Origin of the sequence: Streptococcus parasanguinis ATCC 15912, from assembly GCF_000164675.2 — a bacterium.
Taxonomy (GTDB): Bacteria; Bacillota; Bacilli; order Lactobacillales; family Streptococcaceae; genus Streptococcus; species Streptococcus parasanguinis.
On sequence record NC_015678.1, the window covers coordinates 1,868,298 to 1,886,772 of the forward strand.

An 18,475-nucleotide genomic window follows, 5' to 3' on the forward strand; every position below is an offset into this window, starting at 1 on the left:
CCAATTGGTCTGCTAATTTTCAAGAATGAATTAAAATTATGTAAATTAGAGGTATACAATATGAATAACAACTTTAACAATATGGATGATCTTTTCAATCAACTAATGGGAAATATGGGTGGTTTTCGTTCTGAAAGCCGTCGCTACATGATCAACGGTCGTGAAGTGACACCTGAAGAATTCGCAGTTTACCGCCAAACTGGTCAACTTCCAAATGAAGGAAGCGAGCAAGTGCAACACCATCAAGGTAAGGGAATGAAACAAGATGGGATCCTTGCAAAACTTGGTCGCAACTTGACCGAAGAAGCTCGTGAAGGAAAATTGGATCCGGTCATCGGACGTAATAAAGAAATTCAAGAAACTGCTGAAATCTTGTCTCGTCGTACCAAGAACAATCCTGTCCTTGTAGGGGATGCCGGTGTTGGTAAAACAGCAGTTGTAGAAGGTTTGGCACAAGCTATTGTGAACGGAGATGTTCCAGCTGCTATCAAGAACAAAGAAATCATCTCGATTGATATTTCTGGTCTAGAAGCTGGTACGCAATACCGTGGTAGCTTTGAAGAAAATATTCAAAATCTGATCCAAGAAGTCAAGGCTATGGGAAATGTTATTCTCTTCTTTGATGAAATCCATCAAATTCTTGGTGCAGGTAGCACAGGTGATGGTCAAGGGTCTAAAGGTCTTGCGGATATTATCAAACCTGCCCTTTCACGTGGGGAATTGACAGTCATTGGGGCAACTACTCAAGATGAATACCGTAACACCATCTTGAAGAATGCGGCTCTTGCTCGTCGTTTCAACGAAGTGAAAGTCAATGCTCCTTCTGCTGAAGATACTTTCAAGATTCTCCAAGGGATCCGTGATCTTTATGAAAAACACCACAATGTCATCTTGCCAGATGAAGTTTTGAAGGCAGCAGTTGATTATTCAATCCAATACATTCCACAACGTAGCTTGCCTGATAAGGCCATTGACTTGGTCGATGTGACAGCTGCTCACTTGGCAGCCCAACATCCAGTAACAGATGTCCATGCTGTGGAACATGAAATTGAAGAAGAAAAAACCAAACAAGAAGAAGCTGCTGCTAAAGAAGATTACGAAGTAGCTTTGAAAGCAAAAGTTCGTATCGAAGAACTTGAAAAGAAAATTGCCAACCACACAGAAGACCATAAGGTAACAGCAACAATCAACGATGTGGCTGAATCTGTAGAACGGATGACGGGTATTCCAGTTTCTCAAATGGGTGTAACCGATATCGAACGTTTGAAAGATATGGGTCACCGTTTGCAAACTAAGGTTATCGGTCAAGATAAAGCCGTTGAAGCAGTGGCACGTGCTATCCGTCGGAACCGTGCAGGATTTGACGAAGGTAACCGTCCAATCGGTAGCTTCCTCTTTGTAGGTCCTACTGGTGTCGGTAAGACTGAGTTGGCTAAACAATTGGCTCTTGACATGTTCGGAACCAAAGATGCGATCATCCGTTTGGACATGTCAGAATACAGCGACCGTACAGCCGTTTCTAAATTGATTGGTACGACAGCTGGTTATGTTGGATATGATGACAATAGCAATACCTTAACAGAACGTGTTCGCCGTAACCCATACTCAATCGTTCTTCTTGACGAAATTGAAAAGGCGGATCCTCAAGTGATCACCCTTCTCCTTCAAGTCTTGGATGATGGTCGTTTGACAGATGGTCAAGGGAACACGGTCAACTTCAAGAACACTGTGATTATCGCTACTTCAAACGCTGGCTTTGGTTACGAAGCCAACTTGACAGAAGATGCGGATAAACCAGAACTCATGGATCGTTTGAAACCTTACTTCCGTCCAGAATTCCTCAATCGTTTCAACGCTGTCATTGAATTCTCACACTTGAGCAAGGAAGACCTTTCTAAGATTGTCGATTTGATGTTGGTAGATGTCAATAAGACCCTTTCTAAGAAGGAAATCGATTTGGCAGTGAGCGATGCAGCCAAAGAATATATGACTGAAGAAGGTTATGATGAAGTGATGGGTGTTCGTCCACTCCGTCGGGTAGTTGAACAACAAATCCGTGACAAAGTCACAGACTTCCACTTGGATAATTTGGATGCCAAACATCTTGAAGCTAACATGGAAGATGGTGTACTTGTGATCAGAGAAAAAGATACCAAGAAAGAAGAAAATACGGATAAAGAAGCAGAATAACTTCTGACAGTGATAGAAAAAATGGGGACTGCTATAATATAGCAGTCTTTATTTTTTCTTCCCACCCGGGGGAAATTATTCGCCTGATAGAATCGAAAACACCAAAAATGTGCAAAAAAATATTAATAATTAGGGAAAATCATAGGAATTAAGCAAATTTATTAATAAATAAAGAAAATAAGTATATAATCTATAAAGTAAAAAAATTTGAGGAATGGAAGTATGATGAACAATACAATTGATATCTACTCAACTCCCGAATACAAAAAGGTTGAAGCTGTTGTTCAGTTGATGGTAGATGGTCGTTTAACGAGCTACCGTGTTGCAACTGAAACCAATATCAGCAAAATGAGCTTAGCGACTTTGACCAAGGGAACGAGTAAAATTAAAAATATTACCTATCAAACAGCCTTGGCCTTGATTGATTGGTATGATGAGAATCATGAAAAGTATGGCATTGAGATTGACTAGTCAGTAGCCCACTTTTCGTGGTTTTTTTCTTTTTCATCAAAACTTGCCTCCTCTTTGAGGCTGGAGTCTGATTTGCTTGAAGAGGATGGGAAAACTTGAAAAGACAGGCAAAATTTGATATAGTATAGCATATATGAAAATTAAAGGAGAAACATATGCAAGGCGGAAGTTTGCTAATTATGCTCGTTCTTATGGTCGGTTTGATGTACTTCATGAGCCGTAGCCAAAAGAAACAGTACCAAAAACGGATGGAAAGTTTGAATAAACTTCAAAAAGGAAATGAAGTCATCACGATTGGTGGCTTGTACGGAACTATTGATGAAGTCGATACAGAACGCAAGACGGTTGTCTTGGATGTTGATGGTGTCTACCTGACCTTTGAATTAGGAGCGATCAAAACAGTTCTTCCTGTATCAGAAGGAATCTCAGCCACTGCTACAGAAGGTGCTAGCTCAGATGCCGATTCAGCCATCGAAGAATAATTATCAAAGAAGAGGCAAAGGCCTCTTTTTTGATGGGCAAATAGGACGATGTGATGAAAGAAAGTACTGCTGGTTCAAAATAGAGGCCATAGTCCCTATTTTATGGGGATTTATGGTATAATGAAGCGATAAATATTGAAATAGGTAGAAAAACATGTTTCGTTTTAAGAAGAAAGAAAAAATCGAGATTCCTTTAGAAGTCCCGAAACACATTGGGATCATTATGGATGGCAATGGTCGCTGGGCGAAAAAGCGGATGCAACCGCGTGTCTTTGGTCATAAAGCAGGGATGGAAGCTCTCCAAGAAGTGACAATTGCAGCGAAAAATATGGGGGTTCAGGTCTTGACAGTCTATGCCTTTTCTACGGAAAATTGGGCACGCCCTGAAGATGAAGTTAAGTTTATCATGCACTTGCCAGTTGAGTTTTATGATCGCTTCGTTCCCGAATTGCATCGCAATAATGTCAAGATTCAAATGATCGGTGATACCAAGAAATTACCCAAAGAAACCTTAGAGGCTTTGGAAAGAGCAGAAGCGATGACTCACCTCAATACTGGCTTGATTCTGAATTTCGCACTCAATTATGGTGGACGTGCAGAGATCACTCAGGCTGTGAAGCAAATCGCCCAAGAAGTCTTGGATGCGAAGTTCAGTCCAGAAGATATTACAGAAGAAGTGATCGCAGATTATCTCTACACCGAAAGTTTGCCACGTATTCTAAGGGATCCGGATTTGATTATCCGTACAAGTGGGGAGATCCGTTTGAGTAACTTTCTTCCTTGGCAGGCTGCTTACAGTGAGTTGTATTTCACGGATGTGATGTGGCCCGATTTTGGAGAAGAGGCACTAAGAAGTGCCGTAGTAGAATATAGCCATCGCCACCGGAGATTTGGCGGTGTTTAGGAGAAGATGATGACGAAAGATTTACAAAAACGTGTGATTTTTGGAGGGATTGCCCTACTCTTTTTCATTCCAACAGTAATGGTTGGAGGGGTGTTCTTCCAGATTGTAATTGGTTTGATTGCTATGCTAGGTGTTCATGAACTGCTCAAGATGAAAGGGCTTGAAACAGCGACCTTTGAAGGTGCGCTCGCCATGTTAGCGGCCTTTGTTTTGACCTTACCGATCGAGGACTACCTTCCTTACCTTCCAGCAGATGGCAATATGATTGCTTACGGTTTAATCGTCTTGACTCTAATGGGAACAACTGTTCTCGCTCAGAATTACAATTATGAGGATGTGGTCTATCCCATTGCTTCCAGCTTTTATGTTGGACTTGGTTTCCATTCCTTAGTAGATGCTCGAATTGCTGGTATCGACAAGGTTCTTTTAGCCCTCTTTATAGTCTGGGCTACTGATTCAGGCGCCTACCTTGTGGGAAGTCAGTTTGGGAAACGTAAGCTCATGCCTACGGTTTCTCCCAATAAAACGGTGGAAGGTAGCCTAGGTGGAATCCTATCTGCAGTTGTTGTGACCGTTCTTTTTATGATCATTGATCGCTCTGTAGCGGGTGGACATGGTTTTTTTGCCATGATCTTCTTTACTATCCTTTTTAGTATTGCAGGTCAATTTGGCGACCTCGTAGAGAGTGCGATTAAACGCCACTTCGGTGTCAAGGATTCTGGGAAATTTATTCCAGGACATGGCGGTGTTCTAGACCGCTTTGATAGTTTGATTTTTGTCTTTCCCTTGATGCATTTCTTGGGCTTGTTCTAAGACAGAAGAGATAGAAAGGAAACCACGTATAGAACGATGCAGTTTATTGCCTTTATAGTTATTTTTGGAGTGATCGTTCTCGTTCACGAGTTTGGTCATTTCTATTTTGCAAAAAAATCGGGCATTCTAGTGCGAGAATTCTCGATCGGGATGGGACCAAAAATCTTTGCCCATATTGGTCAAGATGGAACAGCTTATACCATTCGCATTCTACCTTTAGGTGGCTATGTTCGTATGGCTGGCTGGGGTGAGGATACAACTGAGATTAAAACCGGAACGCCTGTCAGCTTGACAGTAAATGAAGCTGGTAAGGTCGTCCGGATCAATCTTTCTGGAAAGAATCTGGATCAGACAGCCCTTCCCATGAATGTTACCCAGTTTGACTTTGAAGACAAACTGGAAATTACGGGCTTGGTTCCCGATGAGACCAAGACCTATGGTGTCGATCATGATGCGACCATCGTTGAGGAAGATGGGACAGAAGTGCGGATTGCACCCAAAGATGTTCAGTATCAGAACGCCAGCATTTGGGGACGATTAATCACCAACTTTGCGGGTCCTATGAACAACTTTATCCTCAGTATTGTCGTCTACTCACTTCTAGCCTTTATGCGCGGTGGTGCGATTGACTACTACAGCAACAATGTTCAGGTGGCACCCGATGGGGCGCTTGCTAAGGTCGGTGTCAAAAGCACTGTTCAGATCCTTCAAGTCAACAACGATACCGTTAGCAACTGGGATGAACTGACAGATGCTGTCGAGAAGGCAACCAAGGACAGCAAGACGACTCCTGAATTGACCCTGAAAGTCAAGACAGACGGCCAAGAAAAAGAAGTCAAAGTGAAGCCAACCAAGTCAGGGGATCGTTACTATCTGGGTGTGACAAACGGCCTCAAGACAGGATTTGTAGATAAACTCTTGTCTGGTTTTACAGATACCTGGAATACAGCGACACGGATTTTGGGAGCTTTGAAAGATATTATTTTCCACTTTAGTCTCAATAAACTGGGTGGTCCGGTTGCCATCTACAATGCCAGCTCACAAGCTGCTCAATTAGGGATTCCGGCAGTGTTATCTCTTATGGCCATGCTCTCTATTAATATTGGCATCTTCAATCTAATCCCGATTCCGGCTTTGGATGGCGGGAAAATCTTGATCAATTTAATCGAAGTGGTTCGGAGAAAACCACTAAAACAAGAAGTAGAAACCTATATGACACTTGCAGGTGTAGCTGTAATGGTTATTTTGATGATTGCTGTCACCTGGAATGATATTATAAAATTATTTTTGAAATAGAAAAGGATATTGTCCATGAAACAAAGTAAAATGTTGATTCCAACGCTTCGCGAAATGCCAAGCGATGCCCAAGTCATTAGCCATGCTTTGATGTTGCGTGCAGGTTATGTTCGCCAAGTATCAGCTGGTGTCTATTCTTATCTGCCCTTAGCAAATCGAGTGATTGAAAAAGCAAAAGGCATCATGCGCCAAGAATTCGAAAAAATTGGAGCAGTAGAAATGCTAGCTCCAGCCCTTTTGAGTGCGGATCTCTGGCGTGAATCTGGTCGTTACGAAACTTACGGGGAAGACCTCTATAAGTTGAAAAACCGTGAAGGCTCTGACTTTATCTTAGGTCCAACTCATGAAGAAACCTTTACCGCTATTGTGCGCGACTCGGTAAAATCTTACAAGCAATTGCCATTGAATCTCTACCAAATTCAACCAAAATACCGTGATGAAAAGCGTCCACGGAACGGTCTTCTTCGGACCCGTGAGTTCATCATGAAAGATGGTTACAGTTTCCATGCTAACTATGATAGTTTGGATGTTACTTATGATGAATACAAGGCGGCTTATGAGCGTATCTTTACCCGTAGTGGAATCGACTTCAAGGCTATTATCGGAGATGGTGGTGCCATGGGTGGAAAAGATAGCCAAGAGTTCATGGCTGTAACACCTGCTCGTACAGACTTAGATCGTTGGGTGGTTCTAGACAAATCCGTACCTTCGTTTGATGAGATCCCAGCAGAAGTCCAAGAGGAAATTAAAGCAGAATTGCTTAAATGGATGGTTTCTGGGGAAGATACGATTGCTTATTCAAGCGAATCAACCTATGCTGCGAACTTGGAAATGGCTACCAATGAGTACAAGCCAAGCAACCGGGTTGTGTCTGAAGAAGAAGTCAAACGCGTGGAAACACCAGGTGTTAAATCTATTGATGAAGTAGCAAATTTCTTGAATGTTTCAGAAAGTGCAACGATCAAGACCTTGGTCTACATTGCCGACGGTGAGCCTGTAGTAGCTCTACTTGTTGGAAATGATCAGCTTAATGAAGTGAAGTTGAAAAATTACCTTGGAGCTGATTTCTTTGAACCTGCAACAGAAGTGGAAGTGAAAGAATTATTGGGAGCAGATTTTGGCTCTCTTGGTCCAGTAGATCTCCCTGAAAATGTCAAGATTATCGCAGACCGCAAGGTTCAAGATAGTCGCAATGCAGTAGTCGGTGCCAATGAAACAGGCTACCACTTGACTGGTGTCAACCCAGGACGTGATTTTACTGCGGAATACGTCGATATCCGTGAAGTTCGTGAAGGTGAAATCTCACCGGATGGTAAAGGCGTCTTGAAATTTGCACGAGGGATCGAGATCGGTCACATTTTCAAACTCGGCACACGCTACTCAGCTAGCATGGGAGCAGATGTCTTGGACGAAAACGGCCGTGCAGTTCCAATCATCATGGGTTGCTATGGTATCGGTGTGAGTCGTCTTCTTTCAGCGGTTATGGAACAACATGCACGCCTCTTTGTCAATAAGACACCAAAAGGGGAATACCGTTACGCTTGGGGGATTAACTTCCCTAAAGAATTGGCGCCATTTGATGTGCATTTGATTCCAGTCAATATCAAGGATGAAGCGAGCCTTGCTTTGACCAATCAGATCGAAGAAAGCTTAGTCAATAAAGGCTACGAAGTCTTGGTGGATGACCGAAATGAACGGGCTGGTGTCAAATTCAGCGATAGCGATTTGATTGGACTTCCAATCCGCGTAACAGTTGGTAAAAAAGCAGCTGAAGGCATCGTTGAAGTGAAAATCAAAGCAACAGGAGATACCATCGAAGTTCATGCAGATAATCTCCTTGAAACCCTTTCAATCTTGAACAAATAAGAAAAAGCTTTCTGAGCCTTAACCATGTGTTAAAGAAATGCTCAGAGAGTTTTTTTATGGCCAACATTACAACGGTAAGGGTTATGGATGAGATAGAGATGAGTAGAATATTTTTTCATAGAGATTTCTTGTAGGTGAAGAATTGTCTTGGTGCTAGAATAAAGGGGATTTTCTATACTGATCTCCTTGTATGATATAAACTTCTGAAAGCAAAAATGGGAATTTATACAAAAAAATCTAATACTACTCAAAGCGTAAGTATAAAATCGACATTTACGCTCTATGTGTTGAGTTAATATATAGAAAAAATACATCTCTTTCACACAATCAAATTGTTACTAATTAAAGACTATTGGGGCAGGCTTTTTTGAATATATGTTACATTTTTGTTACAAAAAATTACATTGCTGTAACAAAGTTACAATGTTTTATCAGTTTGCCCTATAATATTGACATTCTCACAATATTTCATTAAGATATTTTTAAGTAAATAATACTGGGAGAGGAAAAAGGGAAAATATACAGTTGTCTGGAATTTCACTAATTCATTCTAATGTATTGTTTATGAAAAAAATATAAGGGTATCAGCCCAAAAGGAGAAAAATATGGCTCAAATTAAATTAACTCCAGAAGATCTACGTGCTTCAGCACAACGCTATGCACAAGGTTCTCAAGAGATCGATCAAATCCTTACTACTTTGACTCATGAACAACAGGTCATCGATGCAAACTGGGATGGATCTGCATTTGATAGCTTTGAAGCACAATTCAACGAATTGTCTCCAAAGATCAAACAATTCGCTCAATTGTTGGAAGACATCAATGGTCAATTGATTAAAGTTGCTGATATCGTTGAACAAACTGACCAAGATATCGCTGCACAAATCCATTAAGATAGTCTTGGAGGTGATCTTACTTCTCGTAGGTAGATCACCCTTTTGTCTTTTGATATATAGAAAATAGGGGTTAGGTCCATCCATCCCTAACCCCTATTTTGTATTTATGATTAGAAAAAGGAAAAGGTATGGAAGTTAAAAATAAAAAATGGTTAAAATACATTGGTCAGAGTGCTGTTGTTCTCCTTTTGATGGGGGCTGTGGTCGGTCTCTATACGACTGTTCAAAAGGATCAAAAACAAAATGAAGCTAAAACCGTACAGACAACAGAAAACACCAAGCTCAATATTGCAGTTGTCAATGAAGACCAAGCGGTTAAGCTGAATGGTAAAGAATACAATCTTGGTGCCAGTTATGTAAAAAATATCGAGCGAGATAATTCACAAAGCTGGTCTGTACTGCCACGTGGAGCTGCTGAATCTGGTCTTGCAGATGGAAAATACCAATTGATGATCGTTATTCCAAGTGACTTTTCAGAGAAAGTTCTTGAAGTGAATGCAGTCAACGCGGAAAAGACTACAGTCACTTATAAGGTCAACGCTGCCGGAAATTCACAGGTTGAAAATGAAGCAAATAAAGTAGCCAAGGATATTGTTTCGGACTTGAGAAGCCAGTTGGTAGATATGTATATGGTCAGCATTTTGAGCAACCTTTATACAGCTCAGAAAAATGTGGAGACGAGTAACAAAATTCAATCAACGAATATTGGTTCTTATCGTAGCAATTTGTTGGACTCAGCTTTGGATTCGAAGAATATTTTCCCGAGTCTCTATAGCTTGTCCACGTCATCGGTGGAATCCAATAATGCCTTAAAGACGGTACTGGAATCATATACGCAGGCTTTTGATCAATTGACTCAATCCCAGAATCAGTATGGTCAAAATTTTGATGCTCTTGTAAAACAACGCTCTGAAGATAAGATTAGTTACGAAGACTTCATGAATCAACTGATGTCTATGAACCAATCTGTTCTCAGCGAAAATACGAAGGAATTATACAAGAATCTTCAACTGAATCAAGAAAATCTTACGAAGCAATTAAACCAACCAGTTGAGGGTGATGCTTCAGGAACGAAGACTTATGCAGGTTTAACCAAAGATGTTAATGATCGTGTTGCAGATCTAGAAAAAGGCATAAAAGCGGAGCGTCAAAAGTTAGAAGATCATGAAAAGAACATCGACACTTCTGTGAAAGAGAAACTCTTGGGCTACTATGGTCTAAAGGAAGGAGAGAAGGTTACCCTTCGAACCTTATTAGGTAAGTCAAGTATTGAAGTGATTAGCAAGGCACGTAAGGCTGCTGATGAGGAGATTCAAACTGCGATTGAAGCACTTCCAGGTTTGGATTTAAAAAGTTTCGATCTGAATAAGTATGGAAATCTTGATACAGCGATTGATTTTGATGGAAGTTTTGCAGCTTCCCTGGGAACCCCAAAAGGAAGCGCGGATAATTTGAAGAAATTAGCGCAGGAAGTGGATGCCAAATCAACCGTTATCGCGAACATCCTCAATGCAAAAGCCGGGAAACAGAAGGTTAGTATTCTAGCTCCTGCAGGGATTAAAATAGACTCTTGGACCTATGACGGCAAATCTTACGCTGGTGGGGCTGAGCAGGAAGTGACGATTCAGGATGATAAAGAAATAGCCATTCAATTCAGTGAAGATGGGGCTCCAATTCCAAGTCCTTCAGAGATAAAAATTATTGTGAATGGTGTTGTTTCAACTAATGTAACTGTGTCAGCAGAAGACTTGAAAAAAGCTGTCGCAAGTTATGCAAGTGAAGCAAGTAAAATTGCCTTAGCTTATCAGCATGCGCAAACGTTGATGAATGCTTACTATCCAAAAGATAGCAAAGGAGAACGTCATTCAATCTATGATCCAATTGAAGATATCGATTTGACTGATGCCTTGACTGATATTGTGAAGACAGCTGTTGTAAACAATATCAAAGATTATCGCACAAGCATTGAAAAAGATGAATCAGGGGACGAAACTAAGAGTGTCAAAGCACAGCTAGATGGTACTCTCCAACGATTGCAAGATTTAGGTCCACAGTTGCAACGTAACCTTGAAGAGATTGAAAATAGTAACAACGAGTTGACTAAAAATATCAATGATCAACTGCAACAATATGCAGATCTCCAAAAACGCTTAGAGAGCATCTCGAATGCTCAAGAATCAAGCAACCTTGCTCAAACTAAGACGGACGTGGACTTGTCGGCTCTTGGTTCGGAATATACATCATTGTTGAGCTCAACTGAAGGGGTAAAGACCTCTTCGCGTAGTAATGTAGATGCCGCAAATTCAACCAATGAAATCTTTAATCAATTGAACAAGGAATTACAACGAGCGCAAGGTACCACGGAGAAATTGTCTAGTAATGCAGAGAGTTTGATGAGTGAATTTGATAAGGAATTGTCTGAAAATGGGAACTTCGTCGAAGCGTTCCGTAAAGTCTTCAACAATGCCTATGAAAATGGAGTACCAAATGAAGTCTTGCTTGACTTCTTGTCAAATCCAGTTGCAGAGAAATCTTCTTCTGTGAAAGCGACCATCAATGTCTACCGTCCATTTATCTGGATCTTTATGTTGGAAGTCTTGAGCCTCTTTACAGCTTATCTCTTTGCGACGCAACCAATTATTCGCAAGGTGAAAGACCGTTTCAAATTGGATCGTTTGCAAGAATCGGATCTCTTAACTGTCGGTGTCCTTGTAGGACTTTCCCTCATCCTTGGACTTGTGATCGGAATGATTTCAAGTATCCAACTCTCTGTTGGTCGTGAATATGTTCCTTCGTGGGTATTACTAGCAGTATTGGCGGGATTTGTATTGGTACAACTGCAATACCTTCTCTTGAAACACTTCCGTGTGATTGGAATGGGACTGGCCTTCTTCATGTTGATCAGCTATGTCTACTTATCAAGTGCGATCGGAACGACTGCGACCTTGTCGGGCCTTCCAGCATTTGTGAAAAATATTAACCTCCTCTCTATTCTAGAAGGACAGTTTGCGGGTTACTTTGATGGACAAACAGCTGGATTTACCGTCTTCTTTGGATTGTTGGTTTTCTTCGGCCTTTTGACTGTTGCCAACATCTTCCTTCCAAAGAAGTTTACTCAAACAAAGGAAATTGAATCAAACTTATGAAAAAAATGATGTATCTTCTCTTTGTCCTTAGTCTCTTGCCAGTAGCTGTTGTTTCTGCAGATGATTTTATTGATAATCGTCTGCAGGTCAACAACTCACGTCTTGAGACAGAAGAGGAAAAGACACTTGGTGGCCAATTGGATGCCACTGAGTCTCTTTTCAATGAGAAGGATCAGAAAAAATTAGCAGATGAAAAACGCAAGCAAGAGAAACAATTGACCGATTCAGACGGCCAGTTGTTTTCTGCTATAAAGGGAAAGAAAAAAACAGAGCCTGAAGCGGATCTGTTCCAGCCTGAAAATCAAAAATTATCTAAATTCGAGTCCAATGTGGAGGACAATTCGGCCAGTTTGTCGGATTTTATTCCAGCCTTGCAAATGCTGGCTTGGAGTGCCCTTCTCTTTGGAATTGCTGGCTATATTTCCTATCGAATCTATAGAAAAGAGGCCTAAATGGAGCAACATATCAATGTCACCTTCCGTATGAATGGTGCAAGCCATGACCTCCGAATCCCGACGCGGATGGAGGTGCGACGCTTGATTAGGGAATTGGATCAGATCTTTGGGTCTGCCATGGAGCCTAGAAGCAAGTATCAGTTGCGCGTGGTAAATAAAGGAATCTTGCTGGATGAAGGCAAGGTGGTACAAGAGTATCCGATCACAAGTGGTGATCTGATCGAGATTGAGGAGTGGTAAGGTGAAAGAAGAACAATTTACACTGGAAGAACAAGTCTTCCGTTTTGAAAAAGAAGAAACGAGCTGGCGGCTGGACCTCAAGCGTTCAGAAGTGGATAGCCAGGATTTACGCAATTTATGGATTTTGGATCTCCATCATCCCTTGTTTTTAGAGCAGAGCATGACAGCTGATCAAGACCAGATTCATCTGACCTATCAGACAGATGCGCTAGGCTTGAGTGCTGAAGAAATTCAAGAATTACCGGTTTCAGACCGTCTGCGTCTAGCTATCAATGTCTTGGATTTGGCGCCGGTCTTGGAGCTTCCGGTGACCTTTATGTTGCATCCCATCAATTTGTTTGTGACCAAGGATGCGCAAGTCAAAATCGCTTACCGCGGGGTTCCAGGAATGATGGTGCCACGTAAGTGGGATCAGGTCGAATTCTTGCGCCAGGCTAAGTGCTATGCTGTCACTCTTTTTGGGGACTGGGATTTCATGGAGCTCTATCAAGGCACGCTCGAATTAGAAGATCTACCAGATTTCTTGGTGGAAATCCGTGATGCCGCTAGCTTAGAAGAGATGAAAGCTCTCTTAGAGAAAGCCTACCAAGAACGCAAGGAAGAGGAAGAAAAGACCTTGACCTTGGTTTCCAGCCGTCAACACCGAATCTTTAAGTTGGCAACCGTATGGCTTTCAGCTGTAGTGGCCCTCTTGCTCTTGCCTTTGATCTATTTGGTCTTTTTCCAAGCACCCTTTAAAGAAAAGTTGCTTCAAGCGGATACAGCCTATCTCAAGGTAGACTACACTGGCGTCATCGATGAGTTGGAAGGGATCGCTCCAAGCAGTCTTCCAACGACACAGAAATATGAGTTGGCGACGTCTTATTTGCAAGGCTTGAATTTCTCAGAAGACCAAAAGAAGGTCATCCTCAATAACGTCACGCTCAAGTCAGACAGTCTCTATCTCCACTACTGGATCTATATCGGTCGTCATGACTTTACCCAAGCGCTGGATACAGCCAAACGGATCGACGATTCAGACTTGATCATCTATGCCCTTCGTAAAGAAATCAAGGCGACACGTGATAGCGAAAAACTCTCTGGTGAACAGCGCGAGAAGAAACTCTCTGAGCTCGAGGGCGAATACAAGAAATACTGGGATGCCCGCTCTAAACTCTTGGAAGCAGAGACAGATGAAACCAAAGCTTCCACTAGCAGCTCAACAAGGGCTTCGTCTACAGAAGGCTCCTCAACAGAAAGCTCGTCTTCTACAACTGCAAGCTCGACTAAGTCTAGCGAACATAAGGAGTAGTCTATGAAAAAACGTATCATACTCTATAAAAAAGGTTTTCGCTATGAGCTAGCGCTAGAAGAGGGAAAAACAGCGACCGTATCGAATCAAGAAACAGCTCAGTTGACTCTGGCTTCGCAAGAACATCCCCTTCATTTCCAATGGAGTCAAGGGGAAATCTTCTACCAGTATGGTGAAGACAAGGGCGTGCTTGAAAATAGTAAGATTCTTGGAGATGTAGTCTGCTACTTGGCGACAGGAGAAGTCCATACCTATGAACTGTTAGACAAGGAAGAGATTCTCGTAGCAGATGAAAAGGGTGCGGATGTGCGCTTGCACTATCCAGTGCGCTTTCTTCTTGTGAAAAAAGACCAGACTTGGGCTTGCCAGCTTTTATCTGGAAAACTCTACCATAACCATAAACTCGTCAGTGAAGCGACTTTTCCACTGGCCTTTGGGGATGAGCTGGCCATTGGAGATGTGACCTTTAAGCTCTATCCAGAAGAATTTGGTGTGGAAGGGGCTGTCGAAGTGAGTCCTTATCTGGTGCGACGCTTGCATTCACGCTATGACTTTTACAAGGACTATCCAGAGTACCACCGGTCTCCGCGGATCATCTACCGGAGTTCGGAAGACAAGATCTTGATCAATCCTCCGGGAGCGGAGCCTCAAAAGCCATCAGATGAACTCTTGAAGTTGATCATGCCACCCCTCATCATGGTTGGGGTGACCCTCTTGATCACCATTTTCCAACCGCGGGGTCTCTATATCATCGCGACGGTATCCATGTCTGTGGTCAGTGTGATCTTTTCAGTCCAAGGCTTCTTCAAGAATCGTAAGAAATACAAAGAAGACAAGAAAGAGCGCGTGGAACTCTACCATCTCTATCTCAAGGACAAGGCCAAGGACTTGGAACAGCTATCTCGGAAGCAGAGAGAAGGCATGTTTTACCATTTCCCAGCAATTGAAGACTTGACAAATATGGTCAAACGCTATGACTCGCGGATCTACGAAAAAACACCGCTTCATTTTGACTTTTTGGCCTATCGTTTGGGCTTGGGTAAGGTTCCAACCAGCTATGAGCTCAAATATGGTCAGGAAGAGCGTAGTGGGAAGAAAGATGCCTTGGAAGAAGAAGGCTATGCTCTGTTCCAAGCTCATCAAAAGATCGACAATCTTCCGATTGTAGCCAGCCTTAATCGGGGACCTGTAGGGTACGTCGGCCCTCGTCCCATCGTGCTAGAACAGTTGCAACTCCTCGTTGCCCAATTGGCTGTCTTTCACTCATACCATGATCTGACTATTATTCCGATCATTCCAGAAGAAGAAAAAGAAAGCTGGGATTGGATGCGCTGGTTGCCTCATGCGACCCTGCAAGATATGAATGTCCGTAGCTTTGTCTACAATCAGCGGACACGCGATCAGGTCTTGAACAGTCTCAACCAGATCCTCAAGCTCCGCAAGGCGCAAAAAGAGGAAGAAAAAGCCAATGATACCAAGATCTTCCACCCTCACTATGTGGTCCTCATCACTGATGAAACCTTGATTTTGGACCATGTCATCATGGAGTTCTTCCGTGAGGATCCGACAGAGCTCGGCTGCTCCATTATCTATGTGGCAGACGTGCTCTCATCTCTTTCTGAAAATATCCAAACGGTTATCTCCATCAAGGACCGCAACCAAGGGCAATTGCTCTTGCAAGAAGGGGTTCTTCGCGAGCTCGACTTCCAATTGGACCACTTCCCTGAAGGCTATGACAAGGAAGCCATCTCGCGTGGCCTTGCGCCTCTTAAGCATATCCAACAGCTCAAGAGCTCAATTCCAGACTCGGTGACCTTCCTTGAAATGTACCAGGCGGAAACTTTTAATGATCTCAAGGTCTTGAGTCGTTGGGAGAGTCATGCCCCTTACCAAAGTTTGGCCGTGCCGATCGGTCTGCGTGGGAAGGATGATTTGGTCTATCTCAATCTCCATGAAAAAGCCCATGGACCACACGGCTTGATCGCAGGGACAACCGGTTCTGGTAAGTCTGAAACCATTCAGTCTTATATCCTGAGCCTTGCCGTCAACTTCCACCCACACGATGTGGCTTTCCTCCTCATTGACTACAAGGGTGGGGGAATGGCTAACCTCTTCAAGGATCTGCCTCACTTGCTTGGAACCATCACCAACTTGGATGGTGCCCAGTCTATGCGGGCCCTAGCCTCTATCAATGCGGAGATCCATCGTCGGGAGCGCCTCTTTGGCCAATATGGGGTCAACCATATCAACCAATACCAAAAGAAATTTAAACTCGGTGAAGCAACCGAACCGCTTCCTCACCTCTTCTTGATTAGTGATGAGTTCGCCGAACTCAAGGTCAACCAACCAGACTTCATCAAGGAGTTGGTCTCTATCGCGCGTGTCGGGCGTTCCCTCGGGGTGCACTTGATCCTTGCGACGCAAAAACCTTCTGGGGTCGTGGATGACCAGATCTGGTCTAACTCCCGCTTCAAGCTAGCCCTCAAGGTGGCAGACCGTGGTGACTCCATGGAGATGCTGCGGACGGCAGATGCGGCTGAGATCACCCAGACCGGTCGTGCCTACCTCCAAGTCGGAAATAACGAAGTCTATGAACTCTTCCAAACCGCTTGGTCAGGAGCAGACTACCAGCCTGAGAAGGACCAGCTAGGAATCGAAGACCATACCATCTACTTGATCAATGAACTGGGCCAATACGAAGTTCTCAACCAAGACCTCTCCGGTCTGGATATGGCAGAAGAAATCAAAGAAGTGCCAACAGAACTGGATGTCATCGTGCAAGAAATCAACCATTTGCACCAACAAGAAGGCATCGCAGCTGTGGCCCAACCATGGTTGCCACCGCTCAAAGAGCGGATCACGCTGGATGAGTTGGACAAGGTCGTGCCAATCGAGGCTTGGCAAAAACGAACAGCTCCAAGCGTCCTGATCGGGGTCGCCGATATCCCGCAAGCGCAAAAGCAAGAAGCAGTCGCTATCGATCTGTCAAAAGATGGGAATATCCTCCTTTACGGAAGTCCAGGTACAGGAAAGACCACTTTCCTCCAGACTGCCGCTATGGATCTAGCTCGCAAACAGAGTCCAGAAAATCTGACCATGTACCTGCTGGATTTTGGAACTAATGGTCTAGCACCCTTGACTCAATTGCCACATGTGGCCGATAGCCTCTTACTCGATCAGACAGAGAAAATCCAGAAATTTATCCGAATCATCAACCGCGAGTTGGATCGCCGCAAGAAACTCCTCTCTGAGCATGGTGTCGGCACCATCGCCCTCTACCGTGAAGTGACCGGTAAGCAAGAGCCAACCATGGTCATCCTCATGGATAGCTATGAGTCTATGAAGGAAGAGCCTTATGAGACAGACCTCTTCAAGCTCTTCATGCGGATCTCCCGTGAAGGTCTCAGCATCGGTGTGCACCTGATCATCACAGCTAGCCGTCAGAACAACCTACGGGCTCAGCTCTATTCAAACTTCAAGCACCAGCTGACCTTGCCACAAAATGATATCTCTGAAGTCCGCGGTATCGTGGGAGCAACCCCACTTGCGGCCACGATGGAAGACATCAAGGGACGCGCCCTCATGAAGCGTGACGAAGTCGATGTCGTCCAGTTTGCCCTACCAGTAGCTGGAGACAATGATATCCAAATCATCAACAACCTCCGCGACCAAGTCCAAAGTCTCAAAGAGATGTGGACAGGCCACACTCCAGCAGGCATCCCAATGGTGCCAGATGAGTTGACAGAAGCAGCCTTCTACGGACGTGAGGATGTGAAAGAGTCTATGGAAAATCTAGAATTTCCAATTGGACTTGACTTTGAAATGGTCAAAACGGTCAAGATTCCATTTGATCGCATGAAAAATCTGGTATTTATGGCGGACTCTCCAGAATCACTGGAAAATCAGCAAAAACATTTGTTAAATACAGCACTTCAATTTGGATCAAAATTACATATTATGCTTGTGGATCCATTGGAAGAATGTGTTGCTTATAAGGATAAAGTTTCTACTTATATTAGTAGCAGTCAGGAAATTTCTGAAATTGCTAAACAATTAATCTATGAGGTTGATCGTCGTCTTGAAAAAGATCTGTATTCAGACTGGTTGATCATGATGCCAACTATTAAGGCAATTGTTGATCAAGGACTCACAGAAAAAGATCTACGCTATCTATTTGACAATGGACCACGAGTAGGTATGCACTTTGTAATAGGAAGCGAGTATGCCTATCTTGGAAATAACATCAATGAGGTACCGAAATATCTCAAAGGGAATGCTCAATGGTTTATGATCGGTATGAGATTGATGGATCAAATGTTCCTTGATAAGCCTTATAATAATCGAGAAGCGCGTCTTGCTTCAGATGAAATCTACTTGCATGATCGCAAGCAAGCTATTAAACTTAAAATCACTAAGAATGGATAG

Annotated in this window: 13 protein-coding genes; all 13 read left to right on the forward strand. The window is 43.1% G+C overall.

The genetic code is table 11. The features are described 5' to 3' along the window. The first annotated feature begins 60 nt into the window (after positions 1–60). The 13 genes from HMPREF0833_RS08760 to essC all read left to right on the forward strand — a co-directional run bounded on the left by HMPREF0833_RS08760 (position 61) and on the right by essC (position 18,475). Positions 61–2,190 carry an AAA family ATPase gene (locus tag HMPREF0833_RS08760; RefSeq protein WP_013904559.1) on the forward strand — a complete coding sequence of 710 codons (2,130 nt, stop codon included), beginning with the start codon at positions 61–63 and terminating at the stop codon, positions 2,188–2,190. 225 nt (positions 2,191–2,415) lie between these two features. Beyond that, positions 2,416–2,661 carry a hypothetical protein gene (locus HMPREF0833_RS08765; RefSeq protein ID WP_037616900.1) on the forward strand — a complete coding sequence of 82 codons (246 nt, stop codon included), beginning with the start codon at positions 2,416–2,418 and terminating at the stop codon, positions 2,659–2,661. Positions 2,662–2,816: 155 nt separating this feature from the next. Beyond that, positions 2,817–3,143 (forward strand): preprotein translocase subunit YajC, encoded by a 327-nt coding sequence (gene yajC, locus HMPREF0833_RS08770; protein WP_003016077.1) that lies wholly within the window; start codon positions 2,817–2,819, stop codon positions 3,141–3,143. Between the two features lie 154 nt (positions 3,144–3,297). Continuing rightward, positions 3,298–4,047, forward strand: a complete 750-nt coding sequence (locus HMPREF0833_RS08775) for an isoprenyl transferase (RefSeq protein WP_003016124.1) — start codon at positions 3,298–3,300, stop codon at positions 4,045–4,047. Positions 4,048–4,056: 9 nt separating this feature from the next. Then, positions 4,057–4,860, forward strand: a complete 804-nt coding sequence (locus HMPREF0833_RS08780) for a phosphatidate cytidylyltransferase (protein WP_041818427.1) — start codon at positions 4,057–4,059, stop codon at positions 4,858–4,860. Between the two features lie 36 nt (positions 4,861–4,896). Continuing rightward, positions 4,897–6,156 (forward strand): M50 family metallopeptidase, encoded by a 1,260-nt coding sequence (locus tag HMPREF0833_RS08785; protein WP_013904562.1) that lies wholly within the window; start codon positions 4,897–4,899, stop codon positions 6,154–6,156. A gap of 15 nt (positions 6,157–6,171) precedes the next feature. Next, complete coding sequence (locus HMPREF0833_RS08790) at positions 6,172–8,022, forward strand: proline--tRNA ligase (RefSeq protein ID WP_003016137.1); 1,851 nt, start codon at positions 6,172–6,174, stop codon at positions 8,020–8,022. Between the two features lie 605 nt (positions 8,023–8,627). After that, positions 8,628–8,915, forward strand: a complete 288-nt coding sequence (locus HMPREF0833_RS08795) for a WXG100 family type VII secretion target (RefSeq protein ID WP_003016069.1) — start codon at positions 8,628–8,630, stop codon at positions 8,913–8,915. Positions 8,916–9,046: 131 nt separating this feature from the next. Beyond that, positions 9,047–12,064 carry a type VII secretion protein EsaA gene (esaA, locus tag HMPREF0833_RS08800; protein WP_013904563.1) on the forward strand — a complete coding sequence of 1,006 codons (3,018 nt, stop codon included), beginning with the start codon at positions 9,047–9,049 and terminating at the stop codon, positions 12,062–12,064. Beyond that, a complete protein-coding gene (gene essA, locus HMPREF0833_RS08805) occupies positions 12,061–12,516 on the forward strand; it encodes a type VII secretion protein EssA (RefSeq protein ID WP_013904564.1) in 456 nt (151 codons plus the stop codon). The genes esaA and essA overlap by 4 nt, the downstream gene beginning before the upstream one ends. Further along, complete coding sequence (locus tag HMPREF0833_RS08810; protein WP_013904565.1) at positions 12,517–12,759, forward strand: EsaB/YukD family protein; 243 nt, start codon at positions 12,517–12,519, stop codon at positions 12,757–12,759. A 1-nt stretch (position 12,760) separates the two neighbouring features. Then, on the forward strand, positions 12,761–14,050 hold the full coding sequence (gene essB, locus HMPREF0833_RS08815; protein WP_013904566.1) for a type VII secretion protein EssB: 1,290 nt from the start codon (positions 12,761–12,763) through the stop codon (positions 14,048–14,050). Between the two features lie 3 nt (positions 14,051–14,053). Next, positions 14,054–18,475: a type VII secretion protein EssC gene (gene essC / locus HMPREF0833_RS08820; protein ID WP_013904567.1), complete on the forward strand. Its 4,422-nt coding sequence runs from the start codon at positions 14,054–14,056 to the stop codon at positions 18,473–18,475.